The following is a 17794-nucleotide window of genomic DNA, read 5'->3' on the forward strand; positions in this document are numbered from 1 at the left end:
ATCCGGGAGCTGGCTCGTCCTCCTCCCAGTCTGGACGATCGTGCTGGGGGCGGCCGCCCTCGTCGCCAGCGGCGTCGGTGCCCGGCTGCCGAGCCAGGAGCGGGACGCGTGAGGCGGCGCCACGTCCGCCACGACCGGGCGCTCCTCGCCGCGGTGGCGCTGCTCGGCGTGCTCTGCGTGGTCGTGCTCTGGTCACGACCCGCACCGGCCCAGCCGGGTGGAGGCGAGGTCGACGGGTTCGTGCTCAGCACCAACCGCGTGCACTGGACCCCGTCGCTCACCGAGGCGCTGACCGGCCCGGGGGTGGTGTACGTGCGCAACGACGGCGTCCGCTCACGCCGCATGCAGGTCTCGCTGGTCCTCCGCGGGCGGGACTCCTCTGACGACTCCTGGGGTGTGGTCTCGACCCAGCCGGAGGTCGAGGACCTGCCGCTTCGCGAGCTGGCGCTGCGCCCCGGTGACGTGCGCCGTCTCGAGCTCGGAGCCACCGTCGACGCCCTGAGCAAGACCGCCACGGTGCGGGAGCTGCGCGTCGACGTCGACGTGCGCCCTGCCGGCACCGGGGAGGGCCTCGTGAGCGCGTCCGGGCCGACGATCTCCTCCGAGGTCCGCTCGCGGCTCGGGACGGCGACCGTCGGTGGGCTGTGGGCGTTCCTCGGGCTGGGCGTCGTACGCCGCCGCCGGGTGGAGCAGCTCGCATGACCTGCCGGCACCGCGCCGCGAGCCGAGCCCGCTCGGGCCGTCTGTGGGACGGCGTCCGCGCCGTGCTCGCCCTCGGCATCGTGCTCGGGCTGGCACCCACCGGCACGATGGCGTCCTGGCACGGCACGTCCGAGCCCACCCCTCACCCGTCCGCCCCCGCCGAGGCGCGCCCGTGACCCCACGTCGCCTCGCGCGCGAGGTCGTCCTCAACGCGGCCGCCTCGCTCGGTGCGCTGTGCATCGTCGTCGCCGCGGCCAGCTGGGTCTTCGGCGCCACGCTCCTGGTCTTCCACTCCGGCTCGATGTCGCCCTCGATCAGGAGCGGCGCGCTGGGTGTCGCGGTCGAGCGTCCGGTCTCGGCCCTCGAGGCGGGCGACGTCGTCAGCGTGGTCGGCGAGGACGGCGTGCGGGTGACCCACCGGGTCGTCTCGGTCCGCGACCGCGGCCTGCTGCTGAGGGGCGACGCCAACCCGGAGCCGGACCCCCAGACCTATGCCGTGGAGCAGGCCGACGTCGTCGTCGCGTCGGTGCCGCACGTCGGTCGGGTCCTCGACGAGGCCTCCCACGGGTGGTGGCTGCTGGCCGAGGGAGCACTGGCCGGCACCGCGGTGGGCCTCACCCTGCGGCCGCAGCGGCGTGGCCGGCGCGAGCGGGTCCGGGACCGGCGCGTGGGAGCCGTCGCGACCGGCCTCGCGCTCGCGCTCGTGGCGAGCGCACCGCTCGTGCGCACCATGGCTGCGCTGAGCGACACGGCGCGCTGACCGGCCGCGCTCCGGCCTAGAGGAGCGAGCCGGCCTTGTCGAGCACGACGCGGAGGATCTGCTCCATCTCGTCGAAGTGCTCCTGGGTGCAGTTGAGCGGCGGGGAGAGCTGGACGACGGGGTCGCCACGGTCGTCGGCGCGGCAGTAGAGGCCCTCGGCGTAGAGCTGCTTGGACACGAAGCCGAACAGCAGGCGCTCGCACTCCTCGGCGGTGAAGGTCTCCTTGGTCGCCTTGTCCTTCACCAGCTCGATGCCGTAGAAGAACCCGTCGCCGCGGACGTCACCGACGATCGGGAGGTCCTTGAGCCGCTCGAGGGTGGCGCGGAACGCCGCCTCGTTGTCCTTCACGTTGTCGAGGACGTGCTCGTTCTCGAAGGCGTCGAGGTTCGCCATCGCGACCGCGGTGGAGACCGGGTGGCCGCCGAAGGTGTAGCCGTGGGCGAACATCGCGCCGGGCTCCTGGAACGGCTCCATCAGCCGGTCGCTGGCGATCATCGCGCCGAGCGGCGCGTAGCCGGAGGTGATGCCCTTGGCGCAGGTGATCATGTCGGGCTCGTAGCCGTAGCGCTCGCAGCCGAACATGTGCCCGAGCCGGCCGAAGGCGCAGATGACCTCGTCGGAGACCAGCAGCACGTCATACTCGTCGCAGATCTCGCGGACCCGCTGGAAGTAGCCGGGCGGGGGCGGGAAGCAGCCGCCGGCGTTCTGGACCGGCTCGAGGAAGACGGCTGCGACCGTCTCGGGGCCCTCGTTCTCGATCTGGACGGCGATCTGGTCGGCGGCCCAGCGGCCGAACTCCTCGAGGCTGAAGCCGGGGGGCGACCCGTGCTCCTCGGCGCGGTAGTAGTTGGTGTTGGGCACGCGGAACGTCGAGGGGACCAGCGGCTCGAACTGCTGCTTGAGGCCCGGCAGGCCGGTGATCGACAGCGCGCCCTGGGTGGTGCCGTGGTAGGCGATGGTGCGCGAGAGCACCTTGTGCTTCATCGGCTTGCCGGTGAGCTTGAAGTAGTTCTTGGCGAGCTTCCACGCGGTCTCGACGGCCTCGCCGCCGCCGCTGGTGAAGAACACGCGGTTGAGGTTGCCCGGCGCGTAGCCCGCGACCCGGGCGGCGAGCTCGATGGCGTTGGGGTGGGCGTAGGACCACAGCGGCATGAAGGCCAGCTGCTCGGCCTGCTTGGCCGCGGCCTCGGCCAGGTCGGCGCGACCGTGGCCGAGCTGGCTCACGAAGAGGCCCGCCAGCGCGTCGAGGTACTTCTTGCCGTTGGCGTCCCAGATGTAGGCGCCCTCGCCGCGCACGATGACCGGCACGTCGTTGTCCTGGTAGGAGCCGTGGCGGGTGAAGTGCATCCAGAGGTGGTCCTTGGCGGCCTGCTGGAGCTGAGCGGGATCGAGTGCCATGCGCCCATGATGCTCCGACGTACGCCGAAACTCCACATCGAAACGACGGATTTCGTCGCTGATGGCTGGATCTGCGACGGAATCAGACGAACGGGCCGGGGATGGTAGACCTAGGCCATGACTCGGTACGGCGCGCAGTTCGGCCCCGACATCACCTTCCTGGGCGTCGACCCCGTGGACCTCGAGGACACCGGCGCGCTGGCCGCGGCCGACGTCGTGGTGGTCGGGGCACCGTGGGACGGCGGCACCTCGCACCGGCCGGGCACCCGCTTCGGGCCGCAGGCGATCCGGCAGACCGACTACCTGCCGCACGACGGGTCGCGGCCGCACCTCGCGCTGCGGGTCGACGCGCTGCAGGACCTGCGCGTGGTCGATGCCGGCGACGTCGAGATGCCGCCGGGGGAGCAGGAACGCTCGCGGCTGGCGCTCGAGGAGGCGGTCTACGCCGTCGCCAGCGCCGGCAGCATCCCCTTGGTGCTCGGCGGCGACCACTCGATCACGTTGCCGGACGCGACCGGCGTGGCCCGGCACCTCGGCTTCGGCAAGGTGTCGATGATCCACTTCGACGCGCACGCCGACACCGGCGACATCGAGTTCGGGTCGCTCTACGGCCACGGCCAGCCGATGCGCCGGCTGATCGAGTCGGGTGCGCTGCGCGGCGACCGGTTCCTGCAGCTGGGGCTGCGCGGCTACTGGCCCGGGCCGGAGACCCTCGGCTGGATGGCCGAGCAGGACATGCGCTCCTTCGAGATGACCGAGATCGTGTCGCGCGGGCTGACGGCGTGCCTCGACGAGGCGTTCGAGATCGCGCTCGACGAGTGCGACGCGGTGTTCCTCTCGGTCGACATCGACGTGTGCGACCCCGGCCACGCGCCGGGGACCGGCACGCCCGAGCCCGGTGGCCTCTCGAGCCGCGACCTGCTCGACGCCGTGCGCCGGATCTGCCGCGAGCTGCCGGTCGCCGGCATCGACGTCGTCGAGGTCTCGCCGCCCTACGACCACGCGGAGATCACGGCGTTCCTCGCCAACCGGGTCTGCCTGGAGGCGCTGTCGGGGCTCGCGGCGGCGAAGGTCGGCATCAGCCACGACCCGGCCGGCCCGCTGCTCGAGGGCCGCCAGTAGTGGGGCCAGTAGTGGGGCCAGTAGTGGGGGGAGCCGTCGTCCTGCGCGGTGGCGCCGTCTTCGACGGCCACCGCCACCTCGGTCGCGCCGACGTGCTGGTCGAGGCCGGGCGGATCGTCTCCGTCGGGAGCGACCTGCACGGCGACCAGGTCGTCGACGCGGCCTTCGTCGCGCCCGGGTTCACCGACGCGCACGTGCACCCGATCCAGGGCGGGCTCGAGCGGCTGCGCTGCGACCTCTCCGAGCTCGCGACGCGGGAGGAGTACCTCGCCGCGGTGCGCGCGTACGCCGACAGCCGCCCCGACGTGGAGTGGATCCTCGGCGGCGGCTGGGCGATGCCGGCGTTCCCCGGCGGCACGCCGCTGGCCTCCGACCTCGACGCGGTCGTGCCGGACCGTCCGGTGTTCCTGCCCAACCGCGACCACCACGGCGCGTGGGTCAACACCCGCGCGCTCGAGCTCGCCGGCATCGACGCCTGCATGCCCGACCCACCGGACGGGCGGATCGAGCGCGACGCCGCCGGCCGCCCGACCGGCACGCTGCACGAGGGCGCCACGGCCCTGGTCTCGCGGCACCTCCCGGTGACCAGCGCCGACGACTACCGTGCCGCGCTGCTCGAGGGGCAGTCCTACCTGCACTCGCTCGGCGTCACCGGCTGGCAGGACGCGATCGTCGGCTCCTACTCCGGGATCGACGACCCGGGTGCGACGTACGTCGCCGCGTCGGAGACCGGCGAGCTCCGCTCCCACGTCGTCGGCGCCCTGTGGTGGGACCGCACGCGCGGGGTCGAGCAGGTCGCCGACCTCGTCGCCCGGCGCGAGGCGCTGACCGGCGGCCGCTTCCGCGCCACGTCGGTGAAGATCATGCAGGACGGCGTGGCGGAGAACGGCACGGCCGCGCTGCTCGAGCCCTACCTCGACCGCTGCGGGCACGCGACCGACAACGCCGGGCACTCGTTCCTCGACGCGCACGCGATCAAGGAGGCGGTGGCCGCGCTCGACGCCGCCGGCTTCCAGGTGCACGTGCACACCATCGGCGACCGCGCGGTCCGCGAGACCCTCGACGCGATGGTCGGCACCGACCCGGCGCACCGGCACCACGTCGCCCACCTCCAGCTGGTGCACCCCGACGACGTGCCGCGGTTCGCCGAGCTGGGCGTCGCCGCCAACATGCAGGCGCTGTGGGCCTGCCACGACGAGCAGATGACCGACCTGACGCTGCCGTTCCTCGGCGAGGAGCGGGCGGGCTGGCAGTACCCCTTCGGCGACCTGCACCGCTCCGGCGCCCGCCTGGTGTGCGGCTCCGACTGGCCGGTCTCGACCCCCGACCCGCTGGCCGCGATCCACACCGCCGTGACCCGCACGGCGTACGGTGACCCCGGCCGCGCCGGCACCGACCCCTTCCTCCCCGGGCAGGCGCTGCCGCTCGAGGTCGCGTTCGCGGCGTACACCTCCGGCAGCGCGTGGGCCAACCACCGCGACGACGCCGGGACGCTGACGCCGGGTGCCGTCGCCGACATGGTCGTGCTCGACCGCGACCCGTTCGCGGGACCTCCCGAGGAGATCGGCGCGGCCCGCGTCGTGTCGACCTGGATCGACGGCGAGCCCGTGCACGACTGATTCCGCACCGATTCGGCCCCCGCCCCTACAGATTCCGTCGTCCGCCGCCTAGGCTCCGGCCATGGCCGACCTGCGCTTCCAGAACGTCATCAACGGTGAGCTCGTCGACTCGGCGTCGGGGCAGACCTACGACGTGATCGACCCCACGACCGGCGAGGTGTACGCCGCGGCGCCCATGTCGGGCGCCGAGGACGTCGACCGCGCCTACGCCGCGGCCGCCGCGGCGTTCGAGTCCTGGCGCGACTCCACGCCCCAGGACCGCGCGACCGCGATGCTCAAGATCGCCGAGGCGATCGACGCGCGCAAGGACGAGATCAACGAGGTCGAGTGCAAGGACACCGGCAAGCCGCTGCACCTGACGATGTCGGAGGAGATGCCCTACGCCTCCGACCACTTCCGATTCTTCGCCGGCGCCGCGCGGGTGCTCGAGGGCCGGTCGGCGGGCGAGTACATGGCCGACCACACCTCGTGGATCCGGCGCGAGCCGGTCGGGGTCGTCGGGCAGGTCACGCCGTGGAACTACCCGCTGCTCATGATGATCTGGAAGATCGCCCCGGCCCTGGCCGGCGGCAACACGATCGTCCTCAAGCCGAGCGACACCACGCCGGCCAGCTCGACGCTGCTCGCCGAGATCTGCCAGGAGTTCCTGCCGCCGGGCGTCCTCAACGTCGTCTGCGGCGACCGCGACACCGGCCGCGCGCTGGTCTCGCACAAGACCCCGGCGATGGTGGCGATCACCGGCTCGGTGCGCGCCGGCATGGAGGTCGCCGAGGCGGCGTCGTCGGACCTCAAGCGGGTCCACCTCGAGCTCGGCGGCAAGGCGCCGTGCATCGTCTTCGACGACGCCGACATCGAGAAGGCCGCCGAGGGCATCGCCGGGGCCGGCCTCTTCAACGCCGGCCAGGACTGCACCGCCGCGACCCGCGTGCTGGCCGGGGCCGGCGTCCACGACGAGTTCGTCGCGGCCCTCGCCGAGGCGGCCAAGGGGATGCCGACCGGCGCGCCGGACAGCGAGGACACCTACTACGGCCCGCTCAACAACCAGAACCAGTTCGACCGGGTCTCCGGCATGGTGGACCGGCTGCCCGACCACGCCAACCTCGAGACCGGCGGCACCCGGCACGGCTCGATCGGCTACTTCTACGACCCGACCGTGGTCTCCGGGCTGCAGCAGGACGACGAGCAGATCCAGTCGGAGATCTTCGGCCCGGTGATGACGGTGCAGAAGTTCAGTGACGAGGCCGAGGCGCTGCGCTGGGCGAACGGCGTCGAGTACGGCCTGTCCTCCAGCGTCTGGACCAGGGACCACGCCCGGGCGCTGCGGATGTCGCGCGGCCTCGACTTCGGCGTGGTGTGGATCAACACCCACATCCCGTTCGTCTCCGAGATGCCGCACGGCGGCTTCAAGCACTCGGGCTACGGCAAGGACCTGTCGATGTACGGCCTCGAGGACTACACGCGCATCAAGCACGTGATGTCGTATATCGGTGAGTGAGCGTGGTCGGGTCCGGTACGCCGTCTCACCTGGTTTCGAGACAGGCGCTAGCGCGCCTTCCTCAACCAGCGGTGCGCCGCTGGTTGAGGAGCTTGCCCAGCAAGCGTCTCGAAACCTCGCAACCGAAGGCGGGGACTGAATGAGGATCCTGCTGATCGGCGCCGGGGGAGTGGGCGGCGCCTTCACGGCCATCGCCGCCCGCCGGGACTTCTTCGAGACGATCGTCGTCGCCGACTACGACCTCGCACGCGCCGAGAAGGCCGCGGCGACCGATGCGCGCTACACCGCGGCGCAGGTCGACGCGTCGGACGCCGAGTCCGTGACCGCGCTGTGCCGCGAGCACGGCATCACGCACGTGATGAACGCCGTCGACCCGGTCTTCAACATGCCGGTCTTCAACGGCGCGTTCGCGGCCGGGGCCGACTACCTCGACATGGCGATGTCGCTCTCGAAGCCGCACCCCGAGGCGCCGTACGAGAAGACCGGCGTCAAGCTCGGCGACGAGCAGTTCGCCGTGGCCGGCGACTGGGAGGCCGCGGGCCGGCTCGCGCTGGTCGGGATCGGCGTCGAGCCGGGACTCTCCGACGTGTTCGCGCGCTACGCCGCCGACCACCTCTTCAGCGAGATCGACGAGCTCGGCACCCGCGACGGCGCCAACCTCGTCGTCACCGACGACGACGGCAGCGAGATCTTCGCGCCGTCGTTCTCCATGTGGACCACGATCGAGGAGTGCCTCAACCCTCCGGTGATCTGGGCTGGTGACGGATCGGGGGCGGGCGAGTGGCACACGACCGCGCCGTTCAGCGAGCCGGAGGTCTTCGACTTCCCCGAGGGCATCGGCCCCGTCGAGTGCGTGAACGTCGAGCACGAGGAGGTGCTCCTCATGCCGCGCTGGGTCGACTGCAAGCGGGCGACGTTCAAGTACGGCCTCGGCGACGAGTTCATCAACATCCTCAAGGTGCTCAACACCCTCGGCCTCGACCGGACCGAGAAGGTGCGCGTGAAGGGCGTCGAGGTCAGCCCCCGCGACGTGGTCGCCGCGGTGCTGCCCGACCCCGCCACCGTCGGCCCGCGCATGAAGGGCAAGACCTGCGCCGGCCTGTGGGTGACGGGCAAGGGCAAGGACGGCGCCGCGCGGTCGACGTACCTCTACCACGTGGTCGACAACGAGTGGACGATGCGGGAGTACGGCCACCAGTGCGTGGTCTGGCAGACCGCGATCAACCCCGTGGTCGCCCTCGAGCTGCTGGCCGCCGGCACGTGGTCCGGCGCTGGTGTGCTCGGGCCGGAGGCCTTCGACGCGGTGCCCTTCCTGGAGCTGCTGACCGCCTACGGCAGCCCATGGGGGATGCAGGAGGTCTCGGGATAGTCGGCGTCGCCGCGGGTCAGGGGCGGACCTGGATGATCGTCTTCCCCCTGGCTCGTTCGCCGGAGCCCACCGTCGCCGCGGCGTCGTCCAGGGTGGCCGTGCGGCCGACGGTGGTGCGCAGTCGTCCGTCGCGCACGCGCGTCACGATCTCGCGCAGCTGACCGCGGTCCGCCTCGACGACGAAGTCAACCGCGTCGCCGTCCGCCGGGCGCGCCTCGACCGGCCCGACGATCGAGACCAGCGTGCCTCCGCCGGTGATCAGCCTCGCGGACGCCTCTTGGACGGCGCCGCCGATGACGTCGAAGACCAGGTCGACCGTCCCGACCTCGCTCAGGTCCTCGCCGTCGAGGTCGACGAACTCCTTCGCCCCGAGCTCGAGCACCGTCTCCCGGTCCGCCGCCCGGCCGGTGCCGATCACGTGGGCGCCGGCGTCGGCGGCGAGCTGGGTCACCATCGCCCCGACCGCGCCGGCCGCCCCGTGCGCGAGGACGCGCTGGCCCGGCTCGAGGTGGCCGTGGTCGAAGAGGCCCTGCCACGCGGTCAGGCCGGAGATCGGCAGGGAGGCGCCGACGGTCGCGTCGACGTCGTCCGGCAGGACGGCGAGGTTGCGCGCCTCCACCGCGACGTACTCCGCGAGCGTGCCGTCGCGGTGCCAGTCCGCGAGACCGACGACCCGCTCACCCACGGACAGTCCCGTCGTGCCGTAGCCGAGGGCGGTGACGACGCCCGCCAGCTCGTGGCCGGGGATGGACGGCGTCCGGTCGCGGCCGGCGCGGTCGACCCACGTCGACGGCCACTCGAGCTCGGTCGACACCCAACCGGCGGCATGGACCTCGACGACGACGTCGTTGATCGCTGCCGTCGGCATCGGGCGGTCCACGAGGGTCAGGCCTCGCGTGCCTGCGGCCGGGTCCGTGACCACGAGTGCCTTCATCCTGCGACTCCCTTCGATGCGCCGGCTGCCGGCGAGTTCCGTTACGCGCACTCTATGAAACTCGAACAGTTACGGCAAGAGGCTGTAACGGAACTGGGTACGATGCCGCCATGACAGCCGGTGGACGCCCGCGCAACCCCGCCCTCGACGAGGCCATCATCCTCGCGACGCGCGCCCGGCTCGTCCGCGACGGCTACTCGCGCATGACCCTGGGCGACATCGCCGCTGACGCCGGGGTGAGCCGCCCGACGCTCTACCGCCGCTGGGACACCAAGCTGGAGCTGGTCGCCGATGCGCTGGACTACGGCTTCCGCAAGCAGCGCGACCAGTACGACATCGACATCGCCAGCCTGGATCCCCGCGAGGCCTTCACCGAAGCGGTCCGCCGCCTGGACCCGGCGTACTTCAACCCGGACGCCATGGTCCTCATGGGCAACTTCGCCGGCGAGGTGATCCACACCCCCGAGCTGCTCGAGATGCTCCGGCAGCATGCCGTCGAGCCGCGCGTCACGCTCTTGGAGGACGTGCTGGCCCAGCTGCAGCAGCGCGGCGCCGTGTCCGAGGGGATCGATGCGCACACCATCGCCACCATGTGCTTCGGCAGCTACTTCGGCGCGTTCTACCGGGGCGAGTCCAGGGAGGACATCCCCGACAGCGTCGTCGCCGTGCTGTGGCCGGTGATCGCGGCCTGATGCGGCCCTGGAGCGACCGGATCGCGGCTGGATTCGTGCGTTCTTGCCAACGGCCGGACACGCCCGCCCAACCAGTTTCCGGCCGGTCAGGCGGTGCGACTCGCGAAGCGGCGCCGGTAGCGCCCAGGGGTGACCCTGACCTCCGAGGTGAAGCTCGCCCGGAAGGTCGCAGGCGAGTAGTAGCCCGCCTCGTGGCTGATCCGGTCGAGCGACAGATCGGTCGTCTCGAGCAGGGTCTTGGCGATCGCGATCCGTTCGGCCGCCACCCAACGCATCGGCGTGGTCCCGAGGTCACGCTGGAAGCGACGGGCGAGGGTCCGGGGTGACGCCGCTGCCGCCCGGGCGAGCCGCTGGAGGGTGACGTCCTCGTGCAGGTGGGAGTGCAGCCAGGCGCGGAGCTCGTCGAGCCAGTGGGCCTGCTGGGTCAGCGGGTCCGCGGCGACGTACTGCGCTTGGTCGCCGTCGCGGTGCGCTGCGATCACCAGGTTGCGCGCGATCGTGTTCGCGGCCTGTTGGCCGTGGTCGGTGCGGATCAGGTGGAGGCAGAGGTCGAGGCCGGCCGCCGAGCCGGCGCTGGTGAGCACCCCGTCGTCGACGTAGATCGCGCGAGCATCCACGTCGACTGCCGGGTAGCTGCGCTGCAGCAGGTCGGCCCAGCGCCAGTGCGTCGTAGCTCGGTGCCCGTCGAGGACGCCCGCCTCGGCCAGCGCGAAGGCGCCGGTGCATAGCGAGACCATGCGTACGTTGGCGGCCGCGGCCCGGCGCAGCGCGCGGACCAGTGCCGCGTTCACGGGCTCTTCGGGGCGGATCGCGGGCACGACGACGGTGTCGGCTTCGGCGAGCGCGGTGAGCGGTCGGTGCGGCACCAGTCGAGGCCCGCCATGGACGCGCACGCCGCGGAGGTCGCCGTACAGGGCGACGTCGTACAACGGACTGGCGTTGCGGTCCCAGTCGTAGCCCAGCGCCTCGAGTGGCATGCCGATCTCGAAGAGCGTCATGCCGTCGATGATCGGTATGGCGATCGACCGTCGCGAAGGCATGGCAAGAAGTTAGCATTCATTGTCGATCTTGCCACTACTTCGAGCGCACCGGTCGGCGGATCGTGGGGGGCATGAGCCCACGCCCGGTCCCCACCAGGTCCATCACCCACCTGAACGGCAGTGCCGCGCCGGTGCCCGCCGAACGCAGCATCGTCCGCCGTGTATGGCGGGCCGTGCTGGACGTCGTGCACGGCATCGACGCCGGCGCGTTGATCGCGCACGGTCGCGAGGTGCCGCCGGATCACGTCGCGCGCCAGCGTCGGCTCGACCACGACGAGGTCGAGCGCCGACTGGCCGTTCTCTATCCGAGACCCTGACGCGCGCACATCGGAGCAAACAAGCAGATCCGGCCGCAGCGCGCTATCTGCGGCTACGTCCGCGTGCGAACAGTGGCAACGCGCACAAGTGTGGTGCTGCGGATGAGACGAGCTGATCTTCAGCACCACACTCTCAAGCGGACTGCTGACCGGCGACTCGCACGTATTCGGACGTAGCGAGCGACGATGCTGCGTGCCGGCCTCAGCGTGGGAGGCCAAGTCGGGCTGGCGATCGCTACGTTCGGCTACGCCACCCTGCCGCCAGACGCACTCAACTCGGATCCGGACGCCCGGCAGGGCTTCGGGTCGGTGCGAACAGGTGGGGCGGAAGGCCTCGCTCATCGGATCGATGCACGCCGACGACCCGCGCGACGACGGTCGGCCGGTCCGTGTCGGCGCCGCGCGACTGGTGCAGGTCGGTGGAACCGATACGCCGGAGGTGCAGCTCGAGGCGGCCCTTGCCAGGACCGAGGCGGCGTTGAAGCACGGCCCGGAGTAGGTGCCCGCGACACGGATCCCGCGGTTCTCGACCGTCCCGGCAGCGCAAACGGTCGTCAACGTGCCGAAATGGTGCTGGAACTCGATGCCCGGCGTCACTAGGTTGCGATCATGGTCGGTGCAGGTTCACCCGCGATCTCGGTGCGGGGCCTGAGCAAGCACTACGACCAGGTGCGCGCCGTCCACGGCCTCGACCTCGACATCGAGGACGGCGAGTTCTTCTCGATGCTCGGCCCGTCGGGGTCCGGCAAGACCACCGTCCTCCGGCTGATCGCCGGCTTCGAGCCACCCACCGCGGGCACGATCCGGCTGGGCGACGAGGACGTCACCGACCGGGCGCCGTACGACCGCGACGTCAACACGGTCTTCCAGGACTACGCGATCTTCCCGCACATGAGCGTGCTCCAGAACGTCGAGTACGGCCTGCGCGTCAAGAGGGTCGCCAAGCCCGAGCGGCGCAGGCGGGCCGAGGAGGCGCTGGCGACCGTCCGGCTCGAGGGGTACGCCGCGCGGCGGCCCCACCAGCTCTCCGGCGGCCAGCGCCAGCGGGTCGCGCTGGCGCGGGCGCTGGTCAACCGGCCCAAGGTGCTCCTCCTCGACGAGCCCCTGGGCGCGCTCGACCTCAAGCTGCGCCGCGAGATGCAGGTCGAGCTCAAGGAGATCCAGCGCGAGGTCGGCATCACCTTCGTCTTCGTCACCCACGACCAGGAGGAGGCGCTCACGATGAGCGACCGCATCGCGGTCTTCAACGACGGGCGCATCCAGCAGCTCGCGACGCCGGTCGAGCTCTACGAGCAGCCGGCCTCGGCGTTCGTCGCCGGCTTCGTGGGCACCTCCAACCTCCTCGACGGCCAGGTGGCGAAGGAGCTCGTCGGCGAGGACGGCACCTTCGTGATCCGCCCCGAGAAGCTCGTCATGCACGCCGAGGACGGCGCGCCGGCCGCGGACGGGAACACCGCGGTCGCGCCCGGCGTCGTTCGGGAGGTCGTCTACCTCGGCGCTAGCACCCACTCCGTGGTCGAGCTCGACGCGGGCGCCACCTTGACGGTCGCGCACCAGAACACCGACCGCTCCATCGACGCCGCTCTCGAGCGGCGCCAGCAACGTGTCGTGCTGTCGTGGCGACGCGACCACCTGGTGGCCCTGGGTCGTGCTCCCGACCCCGAGACGCCATCACCTGAGGAGGAATCATGAGGAGAACACCAAGCCGTGGAATCACGGTCGTCGCCGGTGCGGCAGTGCTGCTGCTGGGGATGGCCGCCTGTGGCACCGACTCGGGCGACGACGACAAGAGCGGGGGCGACAACCCGGGCTCGGAGGGCTTCACCCCGCCCGACGTGCCGATGCTGGAGTCGCTGGGCGACCCGGAGGGGCAGGTCAACATCCTGGCCTGGCCGGGCTACGCCGAGGACGGCTCGACCGACGAGACCGTCGACTGGGTGACGCCGTTCGAGGAGGCCTCGGGCTGCCAGGCCAACGTCAAGCCGTTCGGCACCTCCGACGAGGCCGTGCAGCTGATGAAGACCGGCGAGTACGACGTGGTCTCGGCCTCGGGTGACGCCACGCTGCGCCTCATCGCGGCCGGCGACGTGGCGCCGGTCAACACCGACCTGATCGAGAACTACGCCGACATCTCGCCGTTCCTCAAGGACCAGGGCTACAACTCCGTCGACGGCCAGATGTACGGCGTCCCGCACGGCTGGGGCGCCAACCTGCTGATGTACGACACCGAGACCGTCAGCCCGGCGCCGACCTCGTGGGCCGCGGTCTTCGACGACGCGTCGCAGTACGCCGGCAAGGTGACGGCCTACGACTCGCCGATCTACATCGCCGACGCGGCGCTCTACCTCATGAACACCCAGCCCGACCTCGGCATCAAGGACCCCTACGCGCTCGACGAGGACCAGCTCGCCGCGGCGGTGGAGGTGCTCAAGGCGCAGAAGGAGAACGTGTCGGAGTACTGGTCGGACTACCTGAAGGAGATCCAGGCCTTCAAGCAGGGCGACACCGTGATCGGCACGACCTGGCAGGTCATCGCCTCGCTCGCGCAGAGCGAGGGCGCGCCGGTCGAGGCGTTCCTGCCCGACGAGGGCTCCACGGGCTGGTCGGACACGTGGATGATCAGCTCGAAGTCCAAGAACCCCAACTGCGCCTACGCGTGGATGGACTACATCGCCAGCCCGGATGCGCAGGCGCAGGTCGCGGAGTGGTTCGGCGAGGCGCCGGCCAACCCGAAGGCCTGCGACTCGGTCACCGACGACACGTTCTGCGAGACCTACCACGTGTCGGACGCCGACTACGCCGCGCAGATCCACTACTGGACCACGCCGATCGAGCAGTGCCTGGACGGTCGCACCGACGTGAAGTGCACCGACTACGGCGACTGGACGACCGCGTGGACGGAGATCAAGGGCTGACCTGACCGGTGTCCCTCATCAGCCGCCGCCCGGGTCTCCGGGTGGGCCTCCTCCTCACGCCACCGATGCTGTGGCTGGGAGTGGCCTACCTGGGGGCCCTGGCGGCGCTGCTGGTGACCTCGCTGTGGGCGCAGAACGACTTCACCGGCAACATCGAGCGGACCTGGACGCTCGACAACTTCCGCGACCTGTTCACCATCGAGGTCTACCGGACGATCACGCTCCGCACGATCGGGATCGCGACGCTGGTGACCGTGGTCGACGCGCTGCTGGCGTTCCCGATCGCGCTGTTCATGGCGAAGGTAGCCTCGCCGCGCTACCAGCGGCTGCTGGTGATCGCGGTGCTGATGCCGCTGTGGGCGTCGTACCTCGTCAAGGCCTACGCCTGGCGCGGGATGCTGTCGTCCAACGGCCTGGTCGAGTCGATCGCGTCGCCGTTCGGCCTCGGTACGCCGGGCTACGGGCTGCTGGCCACCACGATGACGCTGGCCTACCTGTGGCTGCCCTACATGATCCTGCCGATCTACGCCGGCCTCGAGCGGCTGCCCAACTCGCTGTTCGAGGCCTCCGCCGACCTCGGCGCGGGGTCGTGGACGACGCTGCGGCGGGTGGTGCTGCCGATGGTGTTCCCGGCGTTCGTAGCCGGGTCGATCTTCACGTTCTCGCTCTCGATGGGCGACTACATCGCGGTCAAGATCGTGGGCGGCACCTCGCAGCTGCTCGGCAACGTCGTCTACGACAACCAGGGCGCCGCCAACAACCTGCCGTTCGCGGCCGCGATGGCGACGATCCCGATCGTCGTGATGCTGGCCTACCTCGCGGCGGCGCGCCGCACCGGCGCCCTGGAGCAGCTGTGAGGTGCCGCTCGTGAGGCTCCCCGCGGGGCTCCGCGTCTCGGTCACGGTCGTCACGCTCGTGGTGCTCGTGGTCATCTACGTGCCGCTGCTGCTGGTGCTGCTCAACTCCTTCAACACCGACCGCACCTTCGGCTGGCCCCCGCCCGGGTACACCACGCACTGGTGGTCGCTCGCCTGGCACTCCGAGGGCGCCCGCGACGCGCTGTTCACGTCGGTGCGGGTCGCGCTCGCCGCGACCGCGATCGCGCTGGTGCTCGGCACGCTGGCGGCGATGGGTCTGCGCCGCACCCGGTTCTTCGGCCGCAACGTCGTCTCGCTCCTGATCATCCTGCCGATCGCGCTGCCCGGCATCGTGACCGGCCTGGCGTTCCAGAACGGCTTCCGCACCATCCTCGGGCTCCAGCTCTCGCTCTGGACGATCGTGATCGCGCACGCGACGTTCTGCATCGTCACGGTGTTCAACAACGTGCAGGCGCGGTTCGCCCGTCTCGGCGGCAACTTCGAGCAGGCGTCGATGGACCTCGGCGCCGGGCCCTTCACGACGTTCCGGCTCGTCACGCTGCCGATGCTCCGGTCCGCGCTGCTGGCGGGCGGGCTGCTGTCGTTCGGCCTGTCCTTCGACGAGATCGTGGTCACTCAGTTCACCGCGTCGTCGACCGACCGCACCCTGCCGATCTGGATCTTCCAGAACCTCTTCCGCCCCAACGCGGCCCCGATCGTCAACTGCGTCGCGGCCGCGCTGGTGCTGTTCTCCGTCATCCCGATCTACCTCGCCCAGCGCCTCTCCGGCGACGCCGCCGAGGCGATGACCGGCGCGCGGTAGGGCTCAGGAGCCGAGGATCTCCGCTACGCGCGTCGCCTCGGCCTCGACGGCCGCGCGCGGCGGCGGCGCCTCGTCGAGCCAGCTGACGGTGACCTCGTCGCGCACGACCGCCCACGTGCCGCGCACGACGCCGCCGGCGAGCACGAGGTTGGCCTTGCGGGTCACGGCGTCACGCAGCCGCGCGGGGGTGACGTACGCGTCCTTGGTGCCGGGTCCCATCACCCACTGGTCGTGCCCGGGCAGCAGCCGGACCGAGTCCGAGGGCCGCGCCGCCGCGAGTGCCTCGGCGTCCTCGGCCACGACGTACGCCGTCGTGCCCTCGACGTCGACCGCGACCAGCCGGTCGCCGAGCTCCGCCCACCAGCGGTCGAGGCGCTTGCGGCCCGCGCTCAGCCCGCTGCCGAGCCAGTAGTGGACGTGGTCGGGCGTGGCGGGGCCGTAGGAGCGGAGGTACATCGCGATCGCGCGCGGGCCGGCGTCGTCGAGCTCGGGGATCCCCTGCCACCGCGGGTTGCGGTCGAGCCGCTGGAACGTCGGTCGCCCGTCGCGGACCGGGCCGAAGCACATGTCGCCCTGCCATGTCAGCGGCTTGATCAGCGTGCCGGCGCCCTCGGCGAACACCGGCTCGAGGTGCCGGTAGGCCCGGTGCCTGGCCAGCGCCTCGCCGAGCTCACCGACGGTCAGCGGACCGTCGGCCAGCGCCTCGCGGACTGCCGCCCGGAAGTCGGGCCAGTCGGCCGGACCGAGCCGGTAGTGGTCCACCCAGCTCGGCAGCTCCCACTGGCGCCCGGCCTGACGGAGTGAGAGGAAGAGGCCGCCGTCCTCGGGCGAGAGGTAGTGCACCGACCCGCGAAAGGCGAACACCTTGATCACGCTGCCGTCGGCATGGGCCTCCCGCAGCTCGCCGGCCCGTGACGAGCCGCGCCGCGTGCGCACCGCGAGCTCGGCGAGCGACTCGTCCATCGACAGCACGGCGCCCAGCCGGCGCACGACCTCGGCCGGCGACATCGACCCGACCGGGTCGAGCAGCTGCCGCTCCAGCCGCCACCCCAGCGCCCGGGCCCACGTGATCGACAGCTCGTGCGTGGTGGCCATGCGCGGCAGCATCCCACCCGTTCCGGACGGAACCCGTCCGACTAGGCCGTGTCTAGGCCAGGGGCCGGCCGGTGAGGGTCAGGAGGTGCGACTGCATGGTCGCCTCGGTCTCGAGGCCGCTGCCGTAGGACCAGTCGACGTCGGTGGCGACGAGGCGCACCCCGCGCGGCGGCGCCCATCGCCGCAGCGGCCAGGGCGTGCTCAGCACCCGGTCGGCCGCGGCGGCCGCTGCCTCGGGCGGCATCGGGTGGTCGATGCCCAGCGGCCGGCAGATGTCCTGGTTGTGGAGCAGGATGTCGATCAGCGGTTCGAGATCGGTGATGAACGCGACGCGCTTGCGCGACCCGATGAATCCCCGCAGCGTGGCCACGATCTCCGCGTGCGACTGCGGGCTGCGCAGCGCCGTGTCCCTGACCAGCACGTCGTAGCGGAACCCGGCGCGGACCGCGGGGACGACCAGGTCGCGGACCCGGGTCTGGGCCAGGGCCAGGTGCGCCGCGACGTCACGGACCGTCCAGCCGGCACACAGGCTCGGGGTCGCCCACGCGTGCTCCGGCAGCGAGTCCAGGAGGTCGGCGAGCCACCGCCGTTCGTCGTCGATGTGCTGCCAGATGGTCTCGCGGTCCACGACGCGTCCTCCCACGTGCGCGAGTTA

19 protein-coding genes are annotated in these 17794 nt (G+C 71.6%); 14 read left to right on the plus strand and 5 right to left on the minus strand.

Features of this window, described 5'->3' with window-relative positions; genetic code table 11:
- The first annotated feature begins 108 nt into the window (after window positions 1-108).
- The 3 genes from G514_RS30160 to G514_RS29020 are packed head-to-tail and all read left to right on the plus strand — an operon-like array spanning window position 109 to window position 1462.
- Complete coding sequence (locus G514_RS30160) at window positions 109-702, plus strand: hypothetical protein (protein WP_028651098.1); 594 nt, start codon at window positions 109-111, stop codon at window positions 700-702.
- A complete protein-coding gene (locus G514_RS0106510; protein WP_028651099.1) occupies window positions 699-878 on the plus strand; it encodes a hypothetical protein in 180 nt (59 codons plus the stop codon). The genes G514_RS30160 and G514_RS0106510 overlap by 4 nt, the downstream gene beginning before the upstream one ends.
- Window positions 875-1462 carry a S24/S26 family peptidase gene (locus G514_RS29020; protein ID WP_051246984.1) on the plus strand — a complete coding sequence of 196 codons (588 nt, stop codon included), beginning with the start codon at window positions 875-877 and terminating at the stop codon, window positions 1460-1462. Before G514_RS0106510 ends, G514_RS29020 begins: the two co-directional genes overlap by 4 nt.
- Window positions 1463-1478: 16 nt before the next feature.
- On the opposite strand, the gene G514_RS0106520 is transcribed toward G514_RS29020, so the two are convergent.
- Window positions 1479-2861 (minus strand): aspartate aminotransferase family protein, encoded by a 1383-nt coding sequence (locus G514_RS0106520; RefSeq protein ID WP_028651100.1) that lies wholly within the window; start codon window positions 2859-2861, stop codon window positions 1479-1481.
- A gap of 117 nt (window positions 2862-2978) precedes the next feature.
- Here G514_RS0106520 and speB point away from each other — a divergent pair, with 117 nt between their 5' ends.
- The 4 genes from speB to G514_RS0106540 all read left to right on the plus strand — a co-directional run bounded on the left by speB (window position 2979) and on the right by G514_RS0106540 (window position 8466).
- Complete coding sequence (gene speB, locus G514_RS0106525) at window positions 2979-3983, plus strand: agmatinase (protein ID WP_028651101.1); 1005 nt, start codon at window positions 2979-2981, stop codon at window positions 3981-3983.
- 23 nt (window positions 3984-4006) lie between these two features.
- Window positions 4007-5602: an amidohydrolase gene (locus G514_RS0106530; RefSeq protein WP_169576318.1), complete on the plus strand. Its 1596-nt coding sequence runs from the start codon at window positions 4007-4009 to the stop codon at window positions 5600-5602.
- Between the two features lie 61 nt (window positions 5603-5663).
- Entirely contained in the window at window positions 5664-7097 is a 1434-nt protein-coding gene (locus tag G514_RS0106535) for a gamma-aminobutyraldehyde dehydrogenase (protein WP_028651103.1), read from the plus strand.
- 139 nt (window positions 7098-7236) lie between these two features.
- Window positions 7237-8466 carry a saccharopine dehydrogenase family protein gene (locus tag G514_RS0106540; protein ID WP_028651104.1) on the plus strand — a complete coding sequence of 410 codons (1230 nt, stop codon included), beginning with the start codon at window positions 7237-7239 and terminating at the stop codon, window positions 8464-8466.
- Window positions 8467-8482: 16 nt separating this feature from the next.
- On the opposite strand, the gene G514_RS0106545 is transcribed toward G514_RS0106540, so the two are convergent.
- Window positions 8483-9400 carry an NADP-dependent oxidoreductase gene (locus G514_RS0106545; protein WP_028651105.1) on the minus strand — a complete coding sequence of 306 codons (918 nt, stop codon included), beginning with the start codon at window positions 9398-9400 and terminating at the stop codon, window positions 8483-8485.
- Between the two features lie 110 nt (window positions 9401-9510).
- Here G514_RS0106545 and G514_RS0106550 point away from each other — a divergent pair, with 110 nt between their 5' ends.
- Window positions 9511-10092, plus strand: a complete 582-nt coding sequence (locus tag G514_RS0106550) for a TetR/AcrR family transcriptional regulator (RefSeq protein WP_028651106.1) — start codon at window positions 9511-9513, stop codon at window positions 10090-10092.
- Window positions 10093-10178: 86 nt separating this feature from the next.
- On the opposite strand, the gene G514_RS0106555 is transcribed toward G514_RS0106550, so the two are convergent.
- Entirely contained in the window at window positions 10179-11132 is a 954-nt protein-coding gene (locus G514_RS0106555; RefSeq protein ID WP_028651107.1) for a GlxA family transcriptional regulator, read from the minus strand.
- A 71-nt stretch (window positions 11133-11203) separates the two neighbouring features.
- Here G514_RS0106555 and G514_RS30165 point away from each other — a divergent pair, with 71 nt between their 5' ends.
- The 6 genes from G514_RS30165 to G514_RS0106590 all read left to right on the plus strand — a co-directional run bounded on the left by G514_RS30165 (window position 11204) and on the right by G514_RS0106590 (window position 16044).
- On the plus strand, window positions 11204-11449 hold the full coding sequence (locus G514_RS30165; protein ID WP_157544633.1) for a hypothetical protein: 246 nt from the start codon (window positions 11204-11206) through the stop codon (window positions 11447-11449).
- Window positions 11450-11798: 349 nt separating this feature from the next.
- Window positions 11799-11948: a hypothetical protein gene (locus G514_RS0106570; RefSeq protein ID WP_157544634.1), complete on the plus strand. Its 150-nt coding sequence runs from the start codon at window positions 11799-11801 to the stop codon at window positions 11946-11948.
- Window positions 11949-12058: 110 nt separating this feature from the next.
- Window positions 12059-13141 carry an ABC transporter ATP-binding protein gene (locus G514_RS25265; protein WP_036563854.1) on the plus strand — a complete coding sequence of 361 codons (1083 nt, stop codon included), beginning with the start codon at window positions 12059-12061 and terminating at the stop codon, window positions 13139-13141.
- Window positions 13138-14364: an ABC transporter substrate-binding protein gene (locus G514_RS0106580; RefSeq protein WP_028651109.1), complete on the plus strand. Its 1227-nt coding sequence runs from the start codon at window positions 13138-13140 to the stop codon at window positions 14362-14364. The genes G514_RS25265 and G514_RS0106580 overlap by 4 nt, the downstream gene beginning before the upstream one ends.
- A gap of 41 nt (window positions 14365-14405) precedes the next feature.
- Window positions 14406-15221, plus strand: coding sequence for an ABC transporter permease (locus G514_RS0106585; protein WP_245582122.1), 816 nt, complete (start codon window positions 14406-14408; stop codon window positions 15219-15221).
- A gap of 10 nt (window positions 15222-15231) precedes the next feature.
- Complete coding sequence (locus tag G514_RS0106590; RefSeq protein ID WP_028651111.1) at window positions 15232-16044, plus strand: ABC transporter permease; 813 nt, start codon at window positions 15232-15234, stop codon at window positions 16042-16044.
- 3 nt (window positions 16045-16047) lie between these two features.
- On the opposite strand, the gene G514_RS0106595 is transcribed toward G514_RS0106590, so the two are convergent.
- Both G514_RS0106595 and G514_RS0106600 read right to left on the minus strand, forming a co-directional pair.
- Window positions 16048-17139, minus strand: a complete 1092-nt coding sequence (locus tag G514_RS0106595) for a winged helix DNA-binding domain-containing protein (RefSeq protein WP_028651112.1) — start codon at window positions 17137-17139, stop codon at window positions 16048-16050.
- 52 nt (window positions 17140-17191) lie between these two features.
- Window positions 17192-17767, minus strand: coding sequence for a maleylpyruvate isomerase family mycothiol-dependent enzyme (locus tag G514_RS0106600; protein WP_028651113.1), 576 nt, complete (start codon window positions 17765-17767; stop codon window positions 17192-17194).
- Window positions 17768-17794 lie beyond the last annotated feature (27 nt).

The organism is Nocardioides halotolerans DSM 19273 (assembly GCF_000422805.1).
GTDB lineage: Bacteria > Actinomycetota > Actinomycetes > Propionibacteriales > Nocardioidaceae > Nocardioides > Nocardioides halotolerans.